Source organism: Rhizobium sp. PK7-22, from assembly GCF_056530405.1.
On sequence record NZ_CP096514.1, the window covers coordinates 978,401 to 996,511 of the forward strand.

Genomic DNA, 18,111 nt, shown 5'->3' on the forward strand with positions numbered 1-18,111 from the left:
TTACAGGGACTGTGACACATGACTGACTTCACCACGCGACCCGAGATCCTCGGCACCTTCGGCGTCTTCACCTCCACCCACTGGATCGCCTCTGCGGTCGGCATGAGCATCCTCGAAAAGGGCGGCAATGCCTTCGATGCGGCCGTTGCCGCAGGCTTCGTACTGCAGATCGTCGAGCCGCATCTCTGCGGCCCGGGCGGCGACATGCCGGCCATCATCTATTCCAAGAAGAAGGACAAGGTCGAGGTCATCTGCGCCCAGGGTCCCGCACCGGCCGGCGCCACCATAGAGCATTATACCGCAGAAGGCCTGACGCTCATCCCCGGCGACGGCCTGCTCTCCACCGTCATCCCCGGCGCCTTCGACGGCTGGATGCTGATGCTGCGCGACTACGGCACGATGAGCGTCCGCGAGGTGCTGGAACCGGCGATCTACTATGCTGAGCAAGGCCATCCGGTCCTCGAGCGCGTCTCCAACACCATCAAGGGTCTGGCCCCCTTCTTCGAGAAGGAATGGCCGACCTCCTACGCCACCTGGTTGCCGGGAGGCGCCGCACCCGAACCCCTCAGCAACTTCAGGAATCCGGTTCTCGCCGAGACCTGGAAGCGGGTGATTGCCGAGGCGGAGGCAAAATCCGGACGCGAAGAGCAGGTGGAGGCGGCACGCGACGCTTTCTACCGCGGCTTCGTCGCGGAAGCGATCGCAACCTACCTGCAGGACGCCGAGGTCATGGATGCCAGCGGTTCGAAGCACAAGGGCGTGCTGACCGCCGACGACATGGCCAACTGGCGCGCCACCATCGAAGCGCCGCAGACTTACGAGTATCACGACTGGACGGTTGCCAAGACCGCGGCCTGGGGCCAGGGCCCCGTGCTGCTGCAGTCTCTCGCACTGCTCAAGGGCTTCGATGTCGGCGCCATGGATCCGGCGGGCCCGGACTTCGTGCACACGGTGGTAGAGGCGATGAAGCTCGCTTTCGCAGACCGCGAGGTCTACTACGGCGATCCGGAGTTTGCGCAGGTCCCGACGGAATACCTTCTCTCCGACGGCTACAACGACGAGCGCCGGAAGCTGATCGGCGCCGAAGCCTCTCATAAGCTGCGCCCGGGCAGGGTACCCGGCTACGACCACCAGCACGACCTGACGCTCGCCATGCTGAGCGAGATGAGCGGCACGGGCACCGTCTACGAACCGACCATGTCGCATCTCTCCGAAAAGCGCGGCGATACCGTGCACATCGATGTCATCGACCGCTGGGGCAACATGGTGTCGACCACCCCGTCCGGCGGATGGCTGCAGTCTTCGCCGATCGTTCCAGGCCTTGGCTTTGCGCTGAATTCGCGTGCCCAGATGTTCTGGCTGAAGCCCGGCCTGCCCACCTCGCTGGAACCCGGAAAGCGTCCGCGCACGACGCTGACGCCATCGCTGGCGCTGCACGAAGGCCGCCCGACGCTAGCCTTCGGCACACCCGGCGGCGACCAGCAGGACCAGTGGCAACTGCCCTTCTTCCTGCGCTACGTCCATCACAAGAGCAATCTGCAGGCGGCCATCGACATGCCGCTCTTCCACACCTCGCATTTCCCGGGCTCCTTCTATCCGCGCACGAGCTCCCCGGGCGAGATCATGGTCGAAAGCAACATCGGCACGGTGGTCCTCGACGAGCTGCGCCGCCGTGGCCACAAGGTGACCGTCGCCGATGCCTGGACCGTCGGGCGCCTGACGGCCGCACGGCGCGACACGGACGGCCTGCTGCGCGCCGCCGCCACGCCCCGCCTGATGCAGGCCTATGCGATAGGGAGATGACGTCGATGGCAGATGCACCGATCCTTTCCGTCCAAAACCTGAAGACCTCCTTCCTGGTGGATGGTGCCTGGAAGAGCGTCGTCCGCGACGTTTCTTTCGACGTGATGCAGGGGGAAACCGTGGCCATCGTCGGCGAGAGCGGCTCCGGCAAGAGCGTCACCTCCCTGTCCATCATGCGGCTTCTGCATGGGGACACCAGCCGGATCGAGGGGAAGGTCCTGTTGAACGGGCGCGATCTGCTGTCGATCTCCGAAAAGGAGATGCGTGGCGTTCGCGGCAACGAAGTCTCGATGATCTTCCAGGAGCCGATGACCAGCCTCAACCCGATCTTCACGATCGGGCGGCAGATCTCCGAGGTCCTGACGCGCCACAAGGGCATGTCGAAGCAGGAGGCGCGCGCCGAGACGACGCGTCTTCTGGAAAAGGTGCGCATCCCCAACGGCAAGGCCCGCTTCGACGACTACCCGCACCAGTTTTCCGGCGGCATGCGGCAGCGCGTCATGATCGCCATGGCGCTGGCCTCGCGGCCGAAGCTGCTGATCGCGGACGAACCCACCACCGCGCTCGACGTCACCATCCAGGGCCAGATCCTCGACCTCATCAAGGTCCTGCAGGAGGAAGAGGGCATGTCGGTCCTCTTCATCACCCACGACATGGGCGTCGTGGCGGAGATCGCTGACAGGACGATCGTCATGTACCGCGGCGAACAGGTGGAGGCGGGGCGGACGGAAGACATCTTCCTGCGCGGCCAGCACCCCTACACCCGTTCCCTGCTCTCGGCGGTCCCGAAGCTCGGCTCGATGGCCGACCGCAGATGGCCGACACGTTTCCCGATCGTCGATGCCACAACCGGCAAAGCCGTGGAGCCGGAAGAGCTGGCCGACACCGTCGGCAAGGGAAAGACGCCCATCCTGGCGGTCAAGAACCTCACCACCCGTTTTGCCGTCCGCTCCGGCCTCTTCGCGCGCCAGACAGGCTCCGTCCACGCGGTGGAAAATCTGTCCTTCGACCTCTTCCAGGGTGAGACGCTGTCGTTGGTCGGTGAATCAGGCTGCGGCAAGTCCACGACGGGACGCTCGATCATGCGGCTCGTCGAGCCGACCGAAGGCGAAATCTATCTGGACGGCTACAATGTCCTGCAGCTCGACCAGATCGGCATGCGCAATATGCGCAAGAGCGTCCAGATGATCTTCCAGGATCCCTTCTCCAGCCTCAATCCCCGCATGACCGCCGGATCCGCGATCGCGGAACCCTTCATCAAGCACAAGCTCGGAACCCATCAGCAGGCGAAGGAAAAGGCGGCGGATCTTCTCGAAAGGGTCGGGCTCTCGGCGTCGATGATGAACCGCTACCCGCACGAGTTCTCCGGTGGCCAGCGCCAGCGCATCGCCATTGCCCGTGCGCTCTCGCTCGATCCCAAGGTCATCGTCGCCGACGAAAGCGTGTCGGCCCTCGACGTCTCGGTGAAGGCGCAGGTTTGCAACCTGCTTCTCGACCTGCAGCAGAGCCTCAACCTCGCCTTCCTGTTCATCAGCCATGACATGGCCGTTGTGGAGCGGATGAGCCACCGCGTGGCGGTCATGTATCTGGGCGAGATCGTCGAGATCGGTCCGCGCGCTGCCGTCTTCGAGAACCCGCAGCACGACTACACGAAGAAGCTGATCGCCGCCGTTCCCGTTCCCGATCCGGCGCGCCGGGGCATCCGCCGCGGTCTGGCCGACGATGAGCTGAAGAGCCCCGTCCGCCCCGTCGGTTACGAGGTCCCGATGCGGCAGTACCGCGAGGTTTCCGCAGGCCACCTGGTGCAGGTGGCCTGACCCAGCGCAACAGACGAGCGCGCCCCCCCGATGGGGGGGCGTTCTTCTGTAACGTAGCAATCAGGCCGGCTTCTTGATCGTCGCGTAGACGATATTGCGGTTTTCCCCGAAGAAGATCTGCCTTTCGGCGCGCTCTCCCTCCAGACTCGCGTCGATGATGTTCTGCATGTCCGCGCGTGAGCGCAGCAGCAGGGTCCAGTTCATGATGGTTTCCATGTAACCGTCATCGGGTACTTCCGTCGAGAAGTTGGCAAACAGGAAGATGCCGTTCGGCTTCAGCATCGAAAGGCACTTCTGCGTCAGCCTGATCGCCACCTTGTCCGCGAGATAGTCATAGAGGCCTGCTGCATAGATGAGGTCGAAGGTCCCGAGCGAATAGGCGTTCGTGAGCAGCCCGCGTACGGAGCCGTCGATGGCGTCGACGGCGGTGCCCTGAAAGTCGCGCACGGTAGCACCGACGCTCTGCGGGTCCTGGTCGAGTGCAACCCACCGCTGGATTTTGCCCTGACGCAGCGACACGGAGCGATCTGCCTCGCGCAGGTGTCCTGCGGCGACCGTGAGGATCTCTGTCCCTGTACCCCGTTCGTCAGCCACGGAGTCGACGTATCGGGTCAGCAGATCCCGGCGTTCGCGCACGGCAACGGCGGACGGAGCCTGGCTCGTGTAGCCGTAAAGGGTCTTTCCAAGCGCCGTGGCACGGGCGAGTTCGTCGGCGGTGCTGGGGTGGCCGTAGATGAAGTCGATCAGATGCGCATCTCCGGAATAGCCGCGAGGCTTTTCAAACGACCAGCGTGTGAACGGGTCTTGATGAAAATAGGCGGCCACCGGATGGGCTTGCACCAGCGGGATCAAGTCTCGCCAGAGAGAACCGCTCTTGTCCCGGAGGTCGTGCAACGAACCGATCAGCCGGCTGATGATCTGGACCGGCTCGCGCTGTTCCTGAATTTGCTGGGCGGTGATGTTGAGGATCAAAGCGACTTCCGCCTCGGCGATCGAGCGATCGGCGTCGGCACGCCTTGCGTTGGCAGGCGATAACACCTCGCGGTTGACTGCCGCTGGTGTGATCAAGCTGTGGCCGTCCAGTGTAGCGATACGGTGCATGGAGTTAAGCCCTTGGGTTAAGGCGATGTTAACAGCGCTGCAAACATGACTGATCACCGGACATAAATCCCGCTGATTTGATGGTTATGGTTAACGATCCGGGGAGAGTTGCGGGCCGACAGGGGGTGGCAAAGCGTTAAGCCATTTGAGCTATTTTTGCTCTTGCATTTCGTTTGTCTGCTAGGGGATGCCTGTCGAGGAGACGGTGCATTGATCGCATGGCACAAACACCCTCTTGGGCGGCTCCGACGTTGACAACCCGCAGCAGTGAAAGCGGTGGACCGTGCATGATGCACAAAGTGACAGACCCCATCGACATCGATGTTCCGCGTGATCCGCGGGCGCAGCCGGCTGCAGTGCTTCAGGCGCTCTACCAGGAGCACTCGGAGGAATCCCGCAAGCACACGACCCGACAGGGTCTGTGGATCGCGGTCCTGGTCTATCTGCTCTTTTCGGTCAGCGACATCCTGCTGATCGCCGATGTGGCCAACTATACAGTGGCCGCACGGTTTACGGTCTCGGCAATCATGCTGTTGGCGCTGGAGATCCAGATGCGCCTCCAGCAAGACGCGGACGCCATCGATCGAACGGCGGCCCTGGCGTTGGTCCTGGCCTATGCGGGCTGGCTTTCCACGGCGCTGATGACCTCCCAGACCGACGTCATGTCCTACTACATGGTCTTTGGTGCCATCTTCATGATGAGCGTCAACCTGTTCTTCAATTTCCCGTTCCGCCTGTCCCTGATGGCATCGGCGGTGATTGTCCTCCTGTTCTTCGCTGCCTTGCTGTCGTTTCCGCAGGAGGAGCAGGTCTACAAGCTTACCTTCGGGATCTTCTGCCTCTCCTGCTTCATCTTCACCTCCTATGTGAACTGGAAGCTGAACCGTGAGCGCTACAATGTCTTCCTCAATGCGCTGGTGGCAAAGGCTCGACAGGAGGAGGCGGCTGAGCGGGGTGAAGCACTGCTGCGGTTGTCCAATACCGATCCCCTGACAGGACTGGCCAACCGGCGCGCCATCGACGAGACGCTCCGATCGCTATGGGCCGAGTGGCGGCAGAATGGCCGACCGTTCGCGGTCGTTCTGGTCGATGTCGACTTCTTCAAGAGATATAACGACTACTATGGCCATCTCGACGGTGACCGCTGCCTTGTCGTCGTGGCGGAGGCGCTGCGGGCGTTCGCCGATCAGCACCGGGCCTCTCTTGGCCGCTACGGCGGCGAGGAGTTCATATTCCTTGTCAATCTGGCCGATGAAGACACCGTTGCGGCCTTCGCCGAAGCCGTTCGTGCCGTTGTCGAAGACCTCTCGCTGCGCCACGAGCAGCGGCGGGACGGGACGGCGAAAGTAACGGTAAGCGTTGGTGCAGCCCTGACAAAGGACGTTGCCGCCGCGAAGGTCGAGAAGGTCATCCACCAGGCCGACAGGGCGCTCTACAGCGCCAAGGCTGCCGGACGCAATTGCGTCCGGCTCTTTGCCCCCGATGATCCCAACAACAACGACGACAGCGAGAACATCGCCGCCCTGCTGAAGATCGCCATCGCACAGGATCTGGTGTCGATGGTCTACCAGCCGGTACAGGACATTGTCACCGGCGAGACGGTTGCGGTGGAATCCCTGATGCGACTGCGCATGCTCGACGGCACCGCAATTGCGCCCTGCGTCTTCATTCCGGCCGCCGAGCGCACCGGCGCGATCGTGGCCCTCGGCCAATGGGCGATCCGCAGGGTCTGCGAGGATATCCTCGTCAAGGACCTCGCCCGCGTGGTAAGCGTCAACGTGTCTCCGATCCAGCTGCGGATGCCGGGCTTTGCGGCCGGCGTGGCGATGACATTGAGCGAGTTCGGCATCTGCGGAGACCGCCTGGCCTTCGAGATCACCGAGGGGCAGGAGATGGAGATCCACTCCAGCCTGCTGCGCTGCATCAGCGACCTGAAGTCCCTCGGCATCAAGATCTGGCTGGACGACTTCGGCACCGGCTTTGCCGGCCTCTCGTGGCTGCGGCTGATCGACTTCGACTGCGTCAAGATCGACAAGTCGTTTCTTCACGACTGCGAGACCTCCAAGGGTTCCGTCATGCTGGCCGACATCGTCAGGCTGGCCCGCAACACGAAGGCAAAGATCCTGGTGGAAGGGATCGAGACCGAAGAGCATCTGGCCCTCGTGCGTCGATTGCAGGTCGATTTCGGGCAGGGATACTATCTGGGACGCCCCGCACCGGCCAGAACGGTACCATTGCCTGTTCCCCGTTGGAGCAAGGCCATCAGCTAGCCGACACTTGCCGAGGGCGAGCGCTGTATCCGCGCTCAAGGTGTCGCGGGGGTGATCCTTGCCGGCAGCCGCCGCGTGCGGATCTGGATCTTGCGCGGAATTGCGGAAGGCGAGGGCGGTGCGTCGGAGAGCACCTCGCGCACGGCCTCCGTCAAACTCGTGGCGACGAAATCTCCTCCTTCGAGAGGAGGCGTCGACGGGTCTTCCTTCCGCTCCGACCACAGCACCGCCCCGACCCGGACATCGGGATAGCGTCGCTTGAAGCGGCGCACGAGGATCCGCGCATATTTGCCCGAGTCCTCGTTGAGGAAACAGAGGATGATCCCGTCGACACCATGTGGAACGATGTCCGGGCCTTGACGATCGGCGACGTCGGAATGCCGGACTGTGACCACATCGGCCCCCTGCACCTGAAGCACCTGCGCCAGCATGGCAGCGGAAGCATCATCGAGCGGCCCTCTGCCCCCGACACACAGGATCGTCTTGCCGGTGCCGTCGGGCAGTTCCTCGTCGCCGGCGGTTGCTCCCGAGGCAGGCGCGAGAGGGGTTTCCTCTGTCGCCTTGCCCGCCTCGTGCCCGTCCTCATGTTCCTCTTCCTGAGCGATTTCCTCGAGGTTGGAGACCAGCGTCATCGCGGTTCCAAATACCCTCTCCATCTGTTCAGGTTTCAGGACCCCGCGTCTGCGGTCCTGTTCCGCCAGCAGAAGTGCTGGGATCGCAACCGTCCCGTAGTAGTCCTCGAGATAGTCCTTCTCCAGCAGCTCCTCCGCATGATCGGTTGCCTCATGGGGGTCTCCGGCCAGAAGCCGCTGATAGAGGCGCTCCTTCGGATCGAGCACCGGTTCGCTGCCAAACAGGACCTCCAGGAATTTGAACTGCGGCACATAGCGTCCCAGGACCGCAAGGCACACCGTCAGCGGTGTTGACAGAACCAGCCCGACCGGTCCCCAGAGCCAGGCCCAGAAGATGGCGGCGACGATGATGGCGAGCGGCGAGAGCCCGGTTCGCGAGCCGTAGAGCCAGGGTTCGACGATATTGTTGCTGGTCAGCTCCAGCACGAGGAAGATGGCGCCCACCCAGAGCACGAGGCTCCAGCCGGGATCGACTGCGAAGGCCAGAAACAGCGGCAGCACGGTCGCGATCACGGGTCCGATGTAGGGGACGAACCGCAGGACGATGGCGAGCATGCCCCACAGCACCGCATTCGGAATGCCGACGATCCACAGGCCGAGCGCGAGCGGAACGCCATAGGCGCAGTTCACGACCAGCTGCATCAGGAGGTAGCGCGCAACCCGGCTGCCGGCTTCCTGCAGGGCCTCCGTCGTGCGGTGGAGATCACCATAGCCGACGAGCCGGATGAAGCGGTCGCGAAGCTCCTCGCGCTCCAGAAGCATGAAGACGACGACGACGACGATCAGGCCGAGCGAGGCGATGGGGCCCAGCAGAGGTCCGATCAGGCTCGTCAGCGTGTCGATCGGACGGCTGGGTGCAAAGATCTCGACGAGCAGAGGTTCCCTGGCCGACACCGCATTGCTGGCGGGGCCTGCGGTCTGCTCGACGCTGTCAAGTTCGCGACCGACGCTCTCGACCACCAGGGTGAGACGCCGCATGATGCCACTGTCGGCCCCGCTTTCCTGAAGGCTGCGGATCTTTCCGATGATATTGCCCTGGTAGGCCGGAAGGTTCTGCGCCACTTCGGCCACCTGCGACGCCACGACCAGCCCGAACAGGATCAGGACGGCAAAGGCGAGCACGACGGTGGTGATCACGGCCAGGACCCGGGGAAGCCCCAGCTTGCGAAGGCGCGAGGAAATCGGCGCCAGGGCGAAGGTCAGGAGAACGGCAATCGCCAGCGGAAGAAGCACCTCCTTGGCGAAATAGAGGATGGCGATGATCGCCAGCACGCTGGCAAAAGCGGGCATGTGGGATGGGGAGGACGGCGAAACCGAATAGGGAGGCCGCGGGCCCCCGGTGACGTCTTGCAATTCAGCCTCCGTTGCCCGGTCGTCCTCGACGCCAATAAGTCGGGCTTCCTGTCTCAAGCAGGTAGGGCGCGGCCGGGGCTTTGCAATGAGGGGAGGCCACGCACCGACAAACCATCGGAACCCCCGCGATGCGCGGACGAGATGACGATGCGCAGCCCGCAGGGCAAAGCCGCGAAGGGCGGGGGCGGGCACGCGACGCTGCAGACAAGACGCACTCCTCCCTTGGCGATCTACAAAACTTTCAAATTCGGACGGGGCGCTGAAAGCTGCCTCGTAAGTTAGTTTTATGTGGCACCTCTCAGTGCCCCGTTCGGCGGTTGTTGCCCGCGACTCCGGCCCCTCTGCAAGGGTCTTCGGGAATGGTGTTCGTCTGGTTGCCAAAAGCCCGGGCGGACCAAGTTACCGCCAACACTTAAGGCACCTTCGCCGAACGCTCGCTGTCGCGACGGACGTATTCGTCCGGCGACACCAATCCCGAGACCCCCCTGTGTGCCGCACAGGCACGCCCGGCGCACTCTTTCGGGCTTCAAGAGGCGAGGGTCCGGTCCGAAACCCCGCGCCTCTCCCCGTGTCGCCGGAGGGAGACCATTTTCCGCGAACCCCGGAGGTGAGATTTTACGTCGTCCCCTCACACCCGGCGCCGGCCCCACCTCGCCGGCACGCCTGCCGGTGTATCCGAGAGCGGAACGGGTGGATTTTAAGCATGGGTTGGGAGGGGGTGGATGTGGGTACGCCACTTTTTCCTTCGTCATCCTCGGACTTGATCCGAGGATCCACGCACAGGCCAGCGACATCAACGGGTTAGGACGACCGGCGGCGGCGCGGAAAAATGATTTTGGCGGGGAAGGCTTGGGTTTTAGTCCTCGGCTCAAGTCCGAGGATGACGAAAGGACAGGGCCGAGGGTGACGACGGAGAGGGCTGCCGTCATGCCTAAAGCCATGGAGGCGTCTCAACCCGCGATGCCCATCTGCTGCGGCTGCTCGTCCTTCCGCTGCTCCGGCAACGGGTGGTAGGGGGCAGCCACCACGAAAGCAGCTGCCGCCTTTAGTCTTCAGCCCTTCGGCGGGTAGGGATCATCGCCGTAGGAATTACGCTCGCGGATGCGACCGTTCTCTCCATGGATCAGCATTTCCGACTGCTGGTTCTGCGCGATGCCACGGGCAATGCCGATGGCTTCGCTCTGGGTTGGGACGACTTTGGTGGCCCGTTCGGAGCCCGCCCCCTTAACGGCCCAGCCATTGGCATGGGGGACGACATGTTGATTACGGTTCTTAGTCATTTAGCACCTTGGAAAATGGAGAGTGGGAGTGAGCACTCTTTTTCAAAAGTGCTCACCGTTGGCTCACTGAGGTCACTTCCCGAAGCGGTGGTTGAACCGCTCCACTTGGGTGGTTGTCCCCTTGATCTCGAACTTTCCCTCGGCTTTTTTCGAGATCTGAACGCCAGCGCTTGAGGCGGCCTGACGTAGTTTTCGTTCCATTTCGGTTTTGAGGTCACGTTCCACTGCCGCCGTCATCGAACGTGCATTTGAAAAGGAGCGCCCCTTGTACTTAAAAGATATCGGCATGGTGTCCTCCCCTCCTCAGCTGTCCCGGATCGTGGTCTTGGGATGCCGCTTCGCAAAGCTGTCCGAAACGAATTTTCCCGTGACCGCGCTGCGGTGCGCACCGTGGGTGCTTCCGCCACCGATTTGTTCGGACAGGGTCGTCCGCGGGTTGTAGGCAGCCTTCCGTTCAGTGACGAACTTGCCGTTGATAGCACTGCGATGACGAGTGCCGCTTCCATTGCCTTTTGCCATAGATGATCTCCTTAGCGAGTGTGGCAAGCGGGTGAGCAATAAGCGCATCCGTCCGCGCTCTGATCGAAGGTCTTGGCAACGGCGACTGCCCGAAAGCAGCTGTCAAATTCGCCGAGATAGTGCTGGTTCGCCGGGACGGGCATCCAGGCGCAGCCTGAGTGGTGAACCTCATGGTCGCCATTCAACTGCGCGTTTTTGTTTCGGTAGTAGCTGGCCATCATGGGCCCTTTCTTTCGTTGGGAGGATTACACGACTCAAGGTACACTTACGCAAACATTGATGCCTGACCATAAGGCAAACGTCAATAATGCAAACTAATCCGGCGGCGATGTTTGCGATCTTGACTTTTTGCTGCGGTGCGCTATTCTCTCAGGAAGAGACGCAGAGGACAAAATCATGTTTGAAAACAACGATTTCTATGTCCGGCTTGGTGCTCTCCTCAAGGAGAAGAGGGAAGGCAACCTCAGGGTTACGCAAGAAGAGTTTGCAGAACGAGCTGGTCTGTCCCGACCATCAATTGCAAATATCGAGAAAGGCAGGCAGCAGATTACAGTGCTGCAGCTCGTCAAATTCTCCGCAATTCTCGGGGTCGCGCCTAGCGCACTCATTCCCCATAGCGACGATACACCAACCGACTCGCTTCTGGATGAGCTTCCCGCCTCAGCGAACCAATTCAAGAGCTGGATAAGCCAGCTACAAGGCAATTAAATGCGTCAAAAAATATGGCTTAAGCCTGCGCGAGCGCATGAAATAAGGCGACTCGTTGAAGAGCTCCTAGCGAGAGTTCGCTGCAACGAGCCGCCGGTTCCGGTGGAAGCGGTAGCCAAATCATTGGATATTTCGGTGAAATTTGCGCCTTACTCAGAGGGTGATCTCGCTGGGATGCTAATACTGCATCCCCACCCAACCATTGCCGTCAATTCGGCGCATCACCGAAACCGACAAAGGTTCACAATTGCCCATGAAATAGGGCATTTTCATCTGCACAAGGCTGAAAAAATACATATCGACGAGAAAATGGCGGTCCTCTATCGCGACAAGAATTCGTCATTAGCGATCAATTATCAAGAGGTTGAAGCAAATCACTTCGCTGCTGAGCTCCTGATGCCGAAACGAATGCTGTTAAAAGCTCTGGCGGAACAAGCAATAGATCTTGAAGACGATGCAGTTCTGACGTCGCTGGCCAAGAAATACGCTGTTAGCCAACAGGCGATGGCGTTTCGGATCGCAAACATTCTGAGCTGAGGGGCCCTGCCCTGTCACTCGTCGCTCATCTTCAACGCCGCAATAAACGCTTCCTGCGGGATCTCGACCTTGCCGAACTGGCGCATGCGCTTCTTGCCGGCCTTCTGCTTGTCCAGAAGCTTGCGCTTGCGGGTGGCGTCGCCGCCGTAGCATTTGGCGGTCACGTCCTTGCGCATGGCGGAAATCGTCTCGCGGGCGATCACATTGCCGCCGATGGCGGCCTGGATCGGGATCTTGAACATGTGGCGCGGGATCAGGTCCTTCAGCTTCTCGCACATGTCGCGGCCGCGCTTTTCGGCCGCCGTCCGGTGCACCAGCATCGACAGCGCATCGACCGGTTCGCCATTGACCATGATCGACATCTTCACGAGGTTGCCCTCGCGATAGGCGTCGAGATGATAGTCGAAGGAGGCATAGCCCTTCGAGATCGACTTCAGGCGGTCGTAGAAATCGAAGACCACTTCGTTGAGCGGCAGCTCGTAGGTGACCATGGCGCGCTTGCCGACGTAGGTGAGTTCGGTCTGGATGCCGCGGCGGTCCTGGCAGAGCTTCAGGATGCCGCCGAGATAATCGTCCGGCGTCAGGATCGTCGCCTTGATCCACGGCTCGTGGATTTCGGAGATGCGCACCACGTCCGGCATGTCGGCCGGATTGTGCAGCTCGCGCTCCGTGCCGTCGGTCATGAACAGCTTGTAGACGACCGAAGGCGCAGTTGCGATGAGGTCGAGGTTGAACTCGCGCTCGAGGCGCTCCTGGATGATTTCCAGATGCAGCAGCCCGAGGAAGCCGCAGCGGAAGCCGAAGCCGAGCGCGGCGGAGGATTCCATTTCAAACGAGAAGGAGGCGTCGTTGAGGCGCAGCTTGCCCATCGCCGAGCGCAGGTCCTCGAAGTCGGCGGCGTCGACTGGGAAGAGGCCGCAGAAGACGACCGGCTGGGCCGGCTTGAAGCCCGGCAGCATCTTGGCGGTCGGGCGCTTGTCCTCGGTGATCGTGTCGCCGACGCGGGTATCGGCCACTTCCTTGATCGAGCCGGTGAAGAAGCCGATCTCGCCCGGGCCGAGCGAGTCGACGGCGAGCATCTTCGGCGTCAGCACGCCGACGCGCTCGACGTGGTATTTGGCATCGGTGCCCATCATGCGGATCACCTGACCCTTGGTGAGCACGCCGTCGAGGACGCGCACCAGAACCATGACGCCGAGATAGGTGTCGTACCAGCTGTCGACGAGCAGCGCCTTCAGCGGGCCTTTTTCGCCCATCTCGCTCTTCGGCGCAGGCAGCTTGTGGACGATGGCTTCCAGCACGTCGGGGATGCCGAGACCCGTCTTGGCCGAAATCAGCACGGCTTCGGAGGCGTCGATGCCGATGACTTCCTCGATCTGCTCGCGGATACGGTCCGGCTCGGCGGCGGGCAGGTCGACCTTGTTGAGAACGGTGACGATCTCGTGGTCGTTGTCGATCGCCTGATAAACGTTGGCCAGCGTCTGCGCTTCCACACCCTGGGAGGCGTCGACGACGAGCAGCGAGCCTTCGCAGGCCGACAGCGAACGCGAGACCTCGTAGGCGAAGTCGACGTGGCCGGGCGTGTCGATCAGGTTCAGCACATAGGTTTCGCCATTGTTGGCCTTGTAGTGCAGGCGCACCGTCTGGGCCTTGATGGTGATGCCGCGCTCGCGCTCGATATCCATCGAATCGAGAACCTGCTCGGACATGTCGCGCTCGGCCAATCCGCCGGTCGTCTGGATCAGCCGGTCGGCGAGGGTGGACTTGCCATGGTCGATATGGGCGACGATGGAGAAGTTGCGGATGTGGCTCAGCGGCGTGCGTTCAGTGCTCATGGCTCGCGCATATAGCAGCGGGCAGGGCGCCCGCCTAGCCGGTAGTGCGGGGGATTTGCGATAAATGCGAGGCTTTGGCAGCCGCAGCGGAGAAGATGTGTTCCCGACATGGCAATTTGGTCTCCGCATGCGGCGCGACATGCCATCCGGCGGTCTGTGGCCAGGGTTCTAGAGAGGCGCGACCAGGGCGAGCCCGATGCCGGTGGTGGTGGTGGTCAAAGTGCTGCATTTCGCAACGGTGTGTTGCCCGGCAACTGCAACTTGCCGGCAGACCCCGGCGGCTTTTGCTTTTACACTGCCTGTGATTGCCAAGCCCTGTTCACCGTTTCCAGTCCTGAAAGCCCAGCATGAGCCCGACCTCTTCCGTCGCCACCGGCATCCACCACGTCACCCTGATCACCCGCCGGGTGCAGGACAATGTCGATTTCTATGTGGGCTTCCTCGGGCTCCATCTCGTCAAGCGCACCGGCGGCTTCGAGGATGCCGAGCAGCTGCATCTCTTCTACGGGAATGCGCAGGCGGAGCCGGGCACGCTCGTCACCTTCCTCGTCTGGGAGGACGGGGCGCCGGGCCGCGTCGGCAACGGCCAGGTCTCGGAGATCGCCTTTTCGGTGCCGCGGAATTCCATCGGCGAGTGGATGACGCGGGCGATCACGCAGCGCGTGCCGGTGGAAGGGCCGCTCCACGAGTTCGGCGAGACGGTGCTGCGGCTGAAGGATGCCGACGGCATCATCGTCAAGCTCGTCGGCAGTGGCCCGGCCGCGCCCACCAGGGAGCGCAGCGCCGATCTCGCCGTTCAGCGGCTGCGGGCCGTGACCATCCTGACCGAGACGCTGGAGGAGACCGCAGCCTTCGTCCAGCGTTTCGGCTATCGGCCCGGTCCGGTGGCGGGCGCGATGCAGCGCATGCTGTCGGACACGGATGCGGTCGATATCCGCGATGCCTCCGGCTATGTGCCGGGCATTCCGGGAACGGGCACGGCCGATCACGTCGCCTTCCGCGCCGCCGATGTCGCCGCGGTGCGGGCGGCGGAGGCGGAGCTTTCCAAGCGCAATTCCTCGCCGACGAACCTGCATGACCGCAAGTATTTCACCTCGCTCTATGTTCGCGAACCGGGCGGCACGCTGATCGAGCTGGCGACCGACGGTCCGGGCTTTGCGCTCGACGAGGCGCCGGGGCACCTGGGCGAGACGCTCTTCGTGCCGCCGGGCGACGAGGCGCGGGCGGAGGATCTCAAGGTGCTGCTGCCGCAGTTTTCCATGCCGGGTGAGCCGCGCATGCCGCGGCGCGACCTGCCCTTCGTCCACCGCTTCTTCGTGCCCGACGAACCGTCGGACGAGACGATCGTGCTGCTGCACGGCAGCGGCGGCAGCGAATCCGACCTGATGCCGCTGGCGCATCGCATTGCACCGCAGGCTATGCTTCTCGGCGTGCGCGGCCGCTCCGTGGAAGAGGGGGTGCCCCGCTGGTTCCGGCGGTTCTCCTCCACAAGCTTCGACCAGGAAGACATCCGCGCCGAGGCCGAGGCTTTCGCCGCCTTCGTCGAGGGCGCCGTGTCCGGCTATCGCCTCGACCCCGATCGTCTGTTTTTCCTCGGTCTTTCCAATGGCGCGAACTTCCTGACCGCACTCATGGCGCTGCATCCGGGCCTCATCCGCCGGGCGATCCTGCTTCGGCCGATGCTGGTGCTGGAAGACGTGCCGGGCACCGATTTCACGGGCTCCTCGGTGCTGATGGTGAGCGGACACCAGGACCAAGCGGCGCCATCCGCACGGCGGCTGGAGGCCTGGCTGACGGAGAGTGGGGCAGATCTCACCAGCCACTTCATCGATGCCGGGCATGGTCTCTCGGATCAGGACGTGCCGCTGGCGCAGGCCTGGATGTCATGCGGCGCCGCGTCTCAGGCGTAGCATCGACTTCTATTGACTCCACTATCAGAGAGATGCAATCTCGGATAATGGAACACGCAGACAGTTTCTTCGAGAAAACGCTGGGCGAAAGGGTGCGGGCACTGCGCGACGAGCAGGGCCTGACGCTGGACGAGCTGGCGGCGCGCTCCGGCGTCAGCCGGGCGATGATCTCGCGCGTCGAGCGCGCGGAGGCGAGCCCGACGGCAGCCCTTCTGGCGCGGCTCTGCGAGGCGCTGGGACTGTCGCTCTCCGCTTTTTTTGCCGACGAGACGAGGCCGGCGTCGCCGCTCAGCCGTCATGGCGAGCAGCGCCTGTGGCGCGACCCGCACACCGGTTACCTGCGCCGCTCGGTGTCGCCGCCAGGCATGCCGAGCCGGATCGATCTCGTCGAGGTGGAGTTTCCGCCCGGCGCCCGCGTCAGTTTTCCGCCGCGGGCAGAAAGTGTGATGACCCAGTATGTCTGGCTGTTTGCGGGCGAGCTGCAGATGACGATCGGCGAGACGGTGCACCGACTCTATCCCGGCGACTGCCTGTTCATGGACATTGGCGACACCTTCGAATTCCACAACCCGGGTAACGGCCCCGCCCGCTACGCCGTCGTCCTCGACCGCGGCCGCTGATGCCGACAAGGAGACAGACCCCCGTGACCACGACCATTCGCATTGCCGACGCGCAAGCCGCCCGGGCAGCCATTCCCGACCTCTGCGAGATCCTCTCCGATGGCATCAACGGCGGCGCCTCGCTGGGCTTCATGCTGCCCTTCGAGCCGAAGGATGCCGCCGCCTACTGGCAGGACATCGCCGCAGAGGTCGCGACAGGCGGCATTATCCTCTGCCTTGCCGAACGGGAGGGAAAGGTCATCGGCACGGTGCAGGTGGGGCTTGCCTCCAAGCCGAACCAGCCGCACCGGGGCGACCTGATGAAGCTTCTCGTGCACCGTTCGGCCCGTGGTCTCGGCCTGTCGCGCAGGCTCATGGAAGAGGTGGAGGCGGAAGCGGCGCGACGGGGCCGCTCCCTGCTGGTGCTGGATACGGCGACCGGCAGCGAGGCGGAGGCGATCTATCCGCGCTTCGGCTGGGAGCGCGTCGGCACCATCCCCGACTATGCGCTGTGGCCGCAGGGTGGCTTCTGCGGCACGACGCTGTTCTACAAGCGGATCGGTCAGTGACCTAATCCAGCGTTGTTGCGAAAGCCTTGATGATCAGTTTTGCGGCGTCCCGGTGCACGTCCGCGCGGTCGCGCAGGCCCTTTCCATCGCAGATCGGATCCGTATCGCCAAATTCGAACAGCAGGTCCTGCGCACCCGGCTTGCAGACGGGCAGAAAGCTGAAGTGGTTTGCGCCTGAGATCTGGTGATACTGCGCATCCGGGATCTCGGCGGACAGCTTGTAAGAATAGACGGCGACCGGAACCCCGCCAGGGCTGCCGAGGTTGATGATCGTTGTCGGCACACGGATCGCCTTCAGGCTCTCGGCTTGGAAGGATGAGGCAAGGCCCGGATCGATCACGACGGCTGAGACAATGCGCGGGTCGAGATTGGACTGCTCGAAATGGACCTTGTCGAACGTGTGGAGGTTGACGACCGGCGACACGACGCGTTTGCCATCGACGAAACCGAAGCCGCCAGCAAACCATTGGCAATCCATCATCTGAGGGTTCCGGTCGCAGTATTCGGCATAGGCCGGGAGATCGGCGCGTGCGCCGATCAGTTCCAGCGCCGTGCTGCCGCCCAGCGAGAAGCCGAGAACGCCAATCTTTCCGGCTTTGATCGAGGGGTTCCATTTCGGGCTGGTCATCATCGCAGTGATGATGTTTGCGAGATCTTGCGTCCGCTCCCAGATGCGCGGCGTGGCAATGGGCGTGGAATCGCCGCTCGTCGTGCCGGGATGGTTGGGCCCGGCGACGATGAAACCCTTCTCCGCAAGCTGTGTTGCGATCCATGCCAGGCCTTCGGCGGACGAACCGGAGCCATGGGAGACCAGCACCAGGGGAAATCGGCCGGGCAAAGGCGGCGCATTCCGCCGTGCCGCTGCGCCGGTAAAGATACGATTGTCGCCAACGAGCGTCTCGACCCCGCCTTCGGCGGCCGGATACCAGACCGTGACGGAAAGATCCTTGCCGCGCTCCGGGGAGGTGACCGGGATTGTGGCAACCCCGACAGCATCTGCGGCCAGGACCGGCGTCGCAGTGGTGAAAAGCGAAACAAGAAGAAGTGTGGTCAGTCGCATGGGGAGCCTCCGGGTTGGAACGCGATGGCCGACAGTGCGAAAATGGGCTCCGTTGATCGACCTTGATCCTGTTCGAGGTCGTCCTCAAACAGGATCAAGTCCCTGGCAGACCGGTGGT

At 62.8% G+C, this 18,111-nt stretch carries 15 protein-coding genes; 8 read left to right on the forward strand and 7 right to left on the reverse strand.

Features of this window, described 5'->3' with window-relative positions; translation table 11 throughout:
• Positions 1–18 precede the first annotated feature (18 nt).
• Entirely contained in the window at positions 19–1,803 is a 1,785-nt protein-coding gene (locus tag M1E10_RS09415; protein ID WP_499176092.1) for a gamma-glutamyltransferase family protein, read from the forward strand.
• Positions 1,804–1,808: 5 nt separating this feature from the next.
• The gene (locus tag M1E10_RS09420; RefSeq protein ID WP_499176093.1) at positions 1,809–3,620 is read left to right on the forward strand and encodes an ABC transporter ATP-binding protein; all 1,812 of its coding nucleotides are present in this window, start codon (positions 1,809–1,811) and stop codon (positions 3,618–3,620) included.
• Positions 3,621–3,680: 60 nt separating this feature from the next.
• Here the strand turns inward: M1E10_RS09420 and M1E10_RS09425 are convergent, their stop codons facing one another.
• Positions 3,681–4,721 carry a class I SAM-dependent methyltransferase gene (locus M1E10_RS09425; RefSeq protein ID WP_499176094.1) on the reverse strand — a complete coding sequence of 347 codons (1,041 nt, stop codon included), beginning with the start codon at positions 4,719–4,721 and terminating at the stop codon, positions 3,681–3,683.
• A 287-nt stretch (positions 4,722–5,008) separates the two neighbouring features.
• On the opposite strand from M1E10_RS09425, the gene M1E10_RS09430 reads away from it, so the two are divergent.
• Positions 5,009–6,991: a putative bifunctional diguanylate cyclase/phosphodiesterase gene (locus M1E10_RS09430; protein WP_499176095.1), complete on the forward strand. Its 1,983-nt coding sequence runs from the start codon at positions 5,009–5,011 to the stop codon at positions 6,989–6,991.
• A 35-nt stretch (positions 6,992–7,026) separates the two neighbouring features.
• Here the strand turns inward: M1E10_RS09430 and M1E10_RS09435 are convergent, their stop codons facing one another.
• The 4 genes from M1E10_RS09435 to M1E10_RS09450 all read right to left on the reverse strand — a co-directional run bounded on the left by M1E10_RS09435 (position 7,027) and on the right by M1E10_RS09450 (position 10,775).
• Complete coding sequence (locus tag M1E10_RS09435) at positions 7,027–8,913, reverse strand: AI-2E family transporter (protein WP_499177134.1); 1,887 nt, start codon at positions 8,911–8,913, stop codon at positions 7,027–7,029.
• A gap of 1,115 nt (positions 8,914–10,028) precedes the next feature.
• Positions 10,029–10,256: a DUF2188 domain-containing protein gene (locus M1E10_RS09440; RefSeq protein ID WP_499176096.1), complete on the reverse strand. Its 228-nt coding sequence runs from the start codon at positions 10,254–10,256 to the stop codon at positions 10,029–10,031.
• Positions 10,257–10,328: 72 nt separating this feature from the next.
• Positions 10,329–10,544: a hypothetical protein gene (locus tag M1E10_RS09445; RefSeq protein WP_499176097.1), complete on the reverse strand. Its 216-nt coding sequence runs from the start codon at positions 10,542–10,544 to the stop codon at positions 10,329–10,331.
• A gap of 15 nt (positions 10,545–10,559) precedes the next feature.
• Positions 10,560–10,775, reverse strand: a complete 216-nt coding sequence (locus tag M1E10_RS09450; protein WP_499176098.1) for a hypothetical protein — start codon at positions 10,773–10,775, stop codon at positions 10,560–10,562.
• Between the two features lie 396 nt (positions 10,776–11,171).
• Between M1E10_RS09450 and M1E10_RS09455 the strand changes: the two genes are divergently transcribed.
• Positions 11,172–11,483 carry a helix-turn-helix domain-containing protein gene (locus M1E10_RS09455; protein WP_499176099.1) on the forward strand — a complete coding sequence of 104 codons (312 nt, stop codon included), beginning with the start codon at positions 11,172–11,174 and terminating at the stop codon, positions 11,481–11,483.
• Entirely contained in the window at positions 11,484–12,020 is a 537-nt protein-coding gene (locus M1E10_RS09460) for an ImmA/IrrE family metallo-endopeptidase (RefSeq protein ID WP_499176100.1), read from the forward strand.
• 14 nt (positions 12,021–12,034) lie between these two features.
• On the opposite strand, the gene lepA is transcribed toward M1E10_RS09460, so the two are convergent.
• Positions 12,035–13,855 carry an elongation factor 4 gene (gene lepA / locus M1E10_RS09465; protein WP_499176101.1) on the reverse strand — a complete coding sequence of 607 codons (1,821 nt, stop codon included), beginning with the start codon at positions 13,853–13,855 and terminating at the stop codon, positions 12,035–12,037.
• A gap of 347 nt (positions 13,856–14,202) precedes the next feature.
• Here lepA and M1E10_RS09470 point away from each other — a divergent pair, with 347 nt between their 5' ends.
• Genes M1E10_RS09470 through M1E10_RS09480 form a run of 3 tightly spaced genes read left to right on the forward strand, consistent with a single transcriptional unit; the run spans position 14,203 to position 16,933 of the window.
• Entirely contained in the window at positions 14,203–15,765 is a 1,563-nt protein-coding gene (locus M1E10_RS09470; protein ID WP_499176102.1) for a VOC family protein, read from the forward strand.
• Positions 15,766–15,812: 47 nt separating this feature from the next.
• Positions 15,813–16,385 (forward strand): helix-turn-helix domain-containing protein, encoded by a 573-nt coding sequence (locus tag M1E10_RS09475; protein ID WP_499176103.1) that lies wholly within the window; start codon positions 15,813–15,815, stop codon positions 16,383–16,385.
• 23 nt (positions 16,386–16,408) lie between these two features.
• The gene (locus tag M1E10_RS09480) at positions 16,409–16,933 is read left to right on the forward strand and encodes a GNAT family N-acetyltransferase (RefSeq protein ID WP_499176104.1); all 525 of its coding nucleotides are present in this window, start codon (positions 16,409–16,411) and stop codon (positions 16,931–16,933) included.
• Position 16,934: 1 nt separating this feature from the next.
• Here M1E10_RS09480 and M1E10_RS09485 read toward each other — a convergent pair whose 3' ends face one another.
• Positions 16,935–17,993 (reverse strand): alpha/beta hydrolase family protein, encoded by a 1,059-nt coding sequence (locus M1E10_RS09485; protein WP_499176105.1) that lies wholly within the window; start codon positions 17,991–17,993, stop codon positions 16,935–16,937.
• Positions 17,994–18,111 lie beyond the last annotated feature (118 nt).

What these genes read in the sequence shown, in the direction of transcription:
- M1E10_RS09460 (WP_499176100.1), top strand. Translation starts at nt 11,484, where the DNA reads ATGCGTCAAAAAATATGGCTTAAGCCTGCGCGAGCGCATGAAATAAGG.
- M1E10_RS09445 (WP_499176097.1), bottom strand. Translation starts at nt 10,544, where the DNA reads ATGCCGATATCTTTTAAGTACAAGGGGCGCTCCTTTTCAAATGCACGT.
- M1E10_RS09420 (WP_499176093.1), top strand. Translation starts at nt 1,809, where the DNA reads ATGGCAGATGCACCGATCCTTTCCGTCCAAAACCTGAAGACCTCCTTC.
- M1E10_RS09470 (WP_499176102.1), top strand. Translation starts at nt 14,203, where the DNA reads ATGAGCCCGACCTCTTCCGTCGCCACCGGCATCCACCACGTCACCCTG.
- lepA (WP_499176101.1), bottom strand. Translation starts at nt 13,855, where the DNA reads ATGAGCACTGAACGCACGCCGCTGAGCCACATCCGCAACTTCTCCATC.
- M1E10_RS09415 (WP_499176092.1), top strand. Translation starts at nt 19, where the DNA reads ATGACTGACTTCACCACGCGACCCGAGATCCTCGGCACCTTCGGCGTC.
- M1E10_RS09435 (WP_499177134.1), bottom strand. Translation starts at nt 8,913, where the DNA reads ATGCCCGCTTTTGCCAGCGTGCTGGCGATCATCGCCATCCTCTATTTC.
- M1E10_RS09430 (WP_499176095.1), top strand. Translation starts at nt 5,009, where the DNA reads ATGATGCACAAAGTGACAGACCCCATCGACATCGATGTTCCGCGTGAT.
- M1E10_RS09485 (WP_499176105.1), bottom strand. Translation starts at nt 17,993, where the DNA reads ATGCGACTGACCACACTTCTTCTTGTTTCGCTTTTCACCACTGCGACG.
- M1E10_RS09455 (WP_499176099.1), top strand. Translation starts at nt 11,172, where the DNA reads ATGTTTGAAAACAACGATTTCTATGTCCGGCTTGGTGCTCTCCTCAAG.
- M1E10_RS09450 (WP_499176098.1), bottom strand. Translation starts at nt 10,775, where the DNA reads ATGGCAAAAGGCAATGGAAGCGGCACTCGTCATCGCAGTGCTATCAAC.
- M1E10_RS09440 (WP_499176096.1), bottom strand. Translation starts at nt 10,256, where the DNA reads ATGACTAAGAACCGTAATCAACATGTCGTCCCCCATGCCAATGGCTGG.
- M1E10_RS09475 (WP_499176103.1), top strand. Translation starts at nt 15,813, where the DNA reads ATGGAACACGCAGACAGTTTCTTCGAGAAAACGCTGGGCGAAAGGGTG.
- M1E10_RS09425 (WP_499176094.1), bottom strand. Translation starts at nt 4,721, where the DNA reads ATGCACCGTATCGCTACACTGGACGGCCACAGCTTGATCACACCAGCG.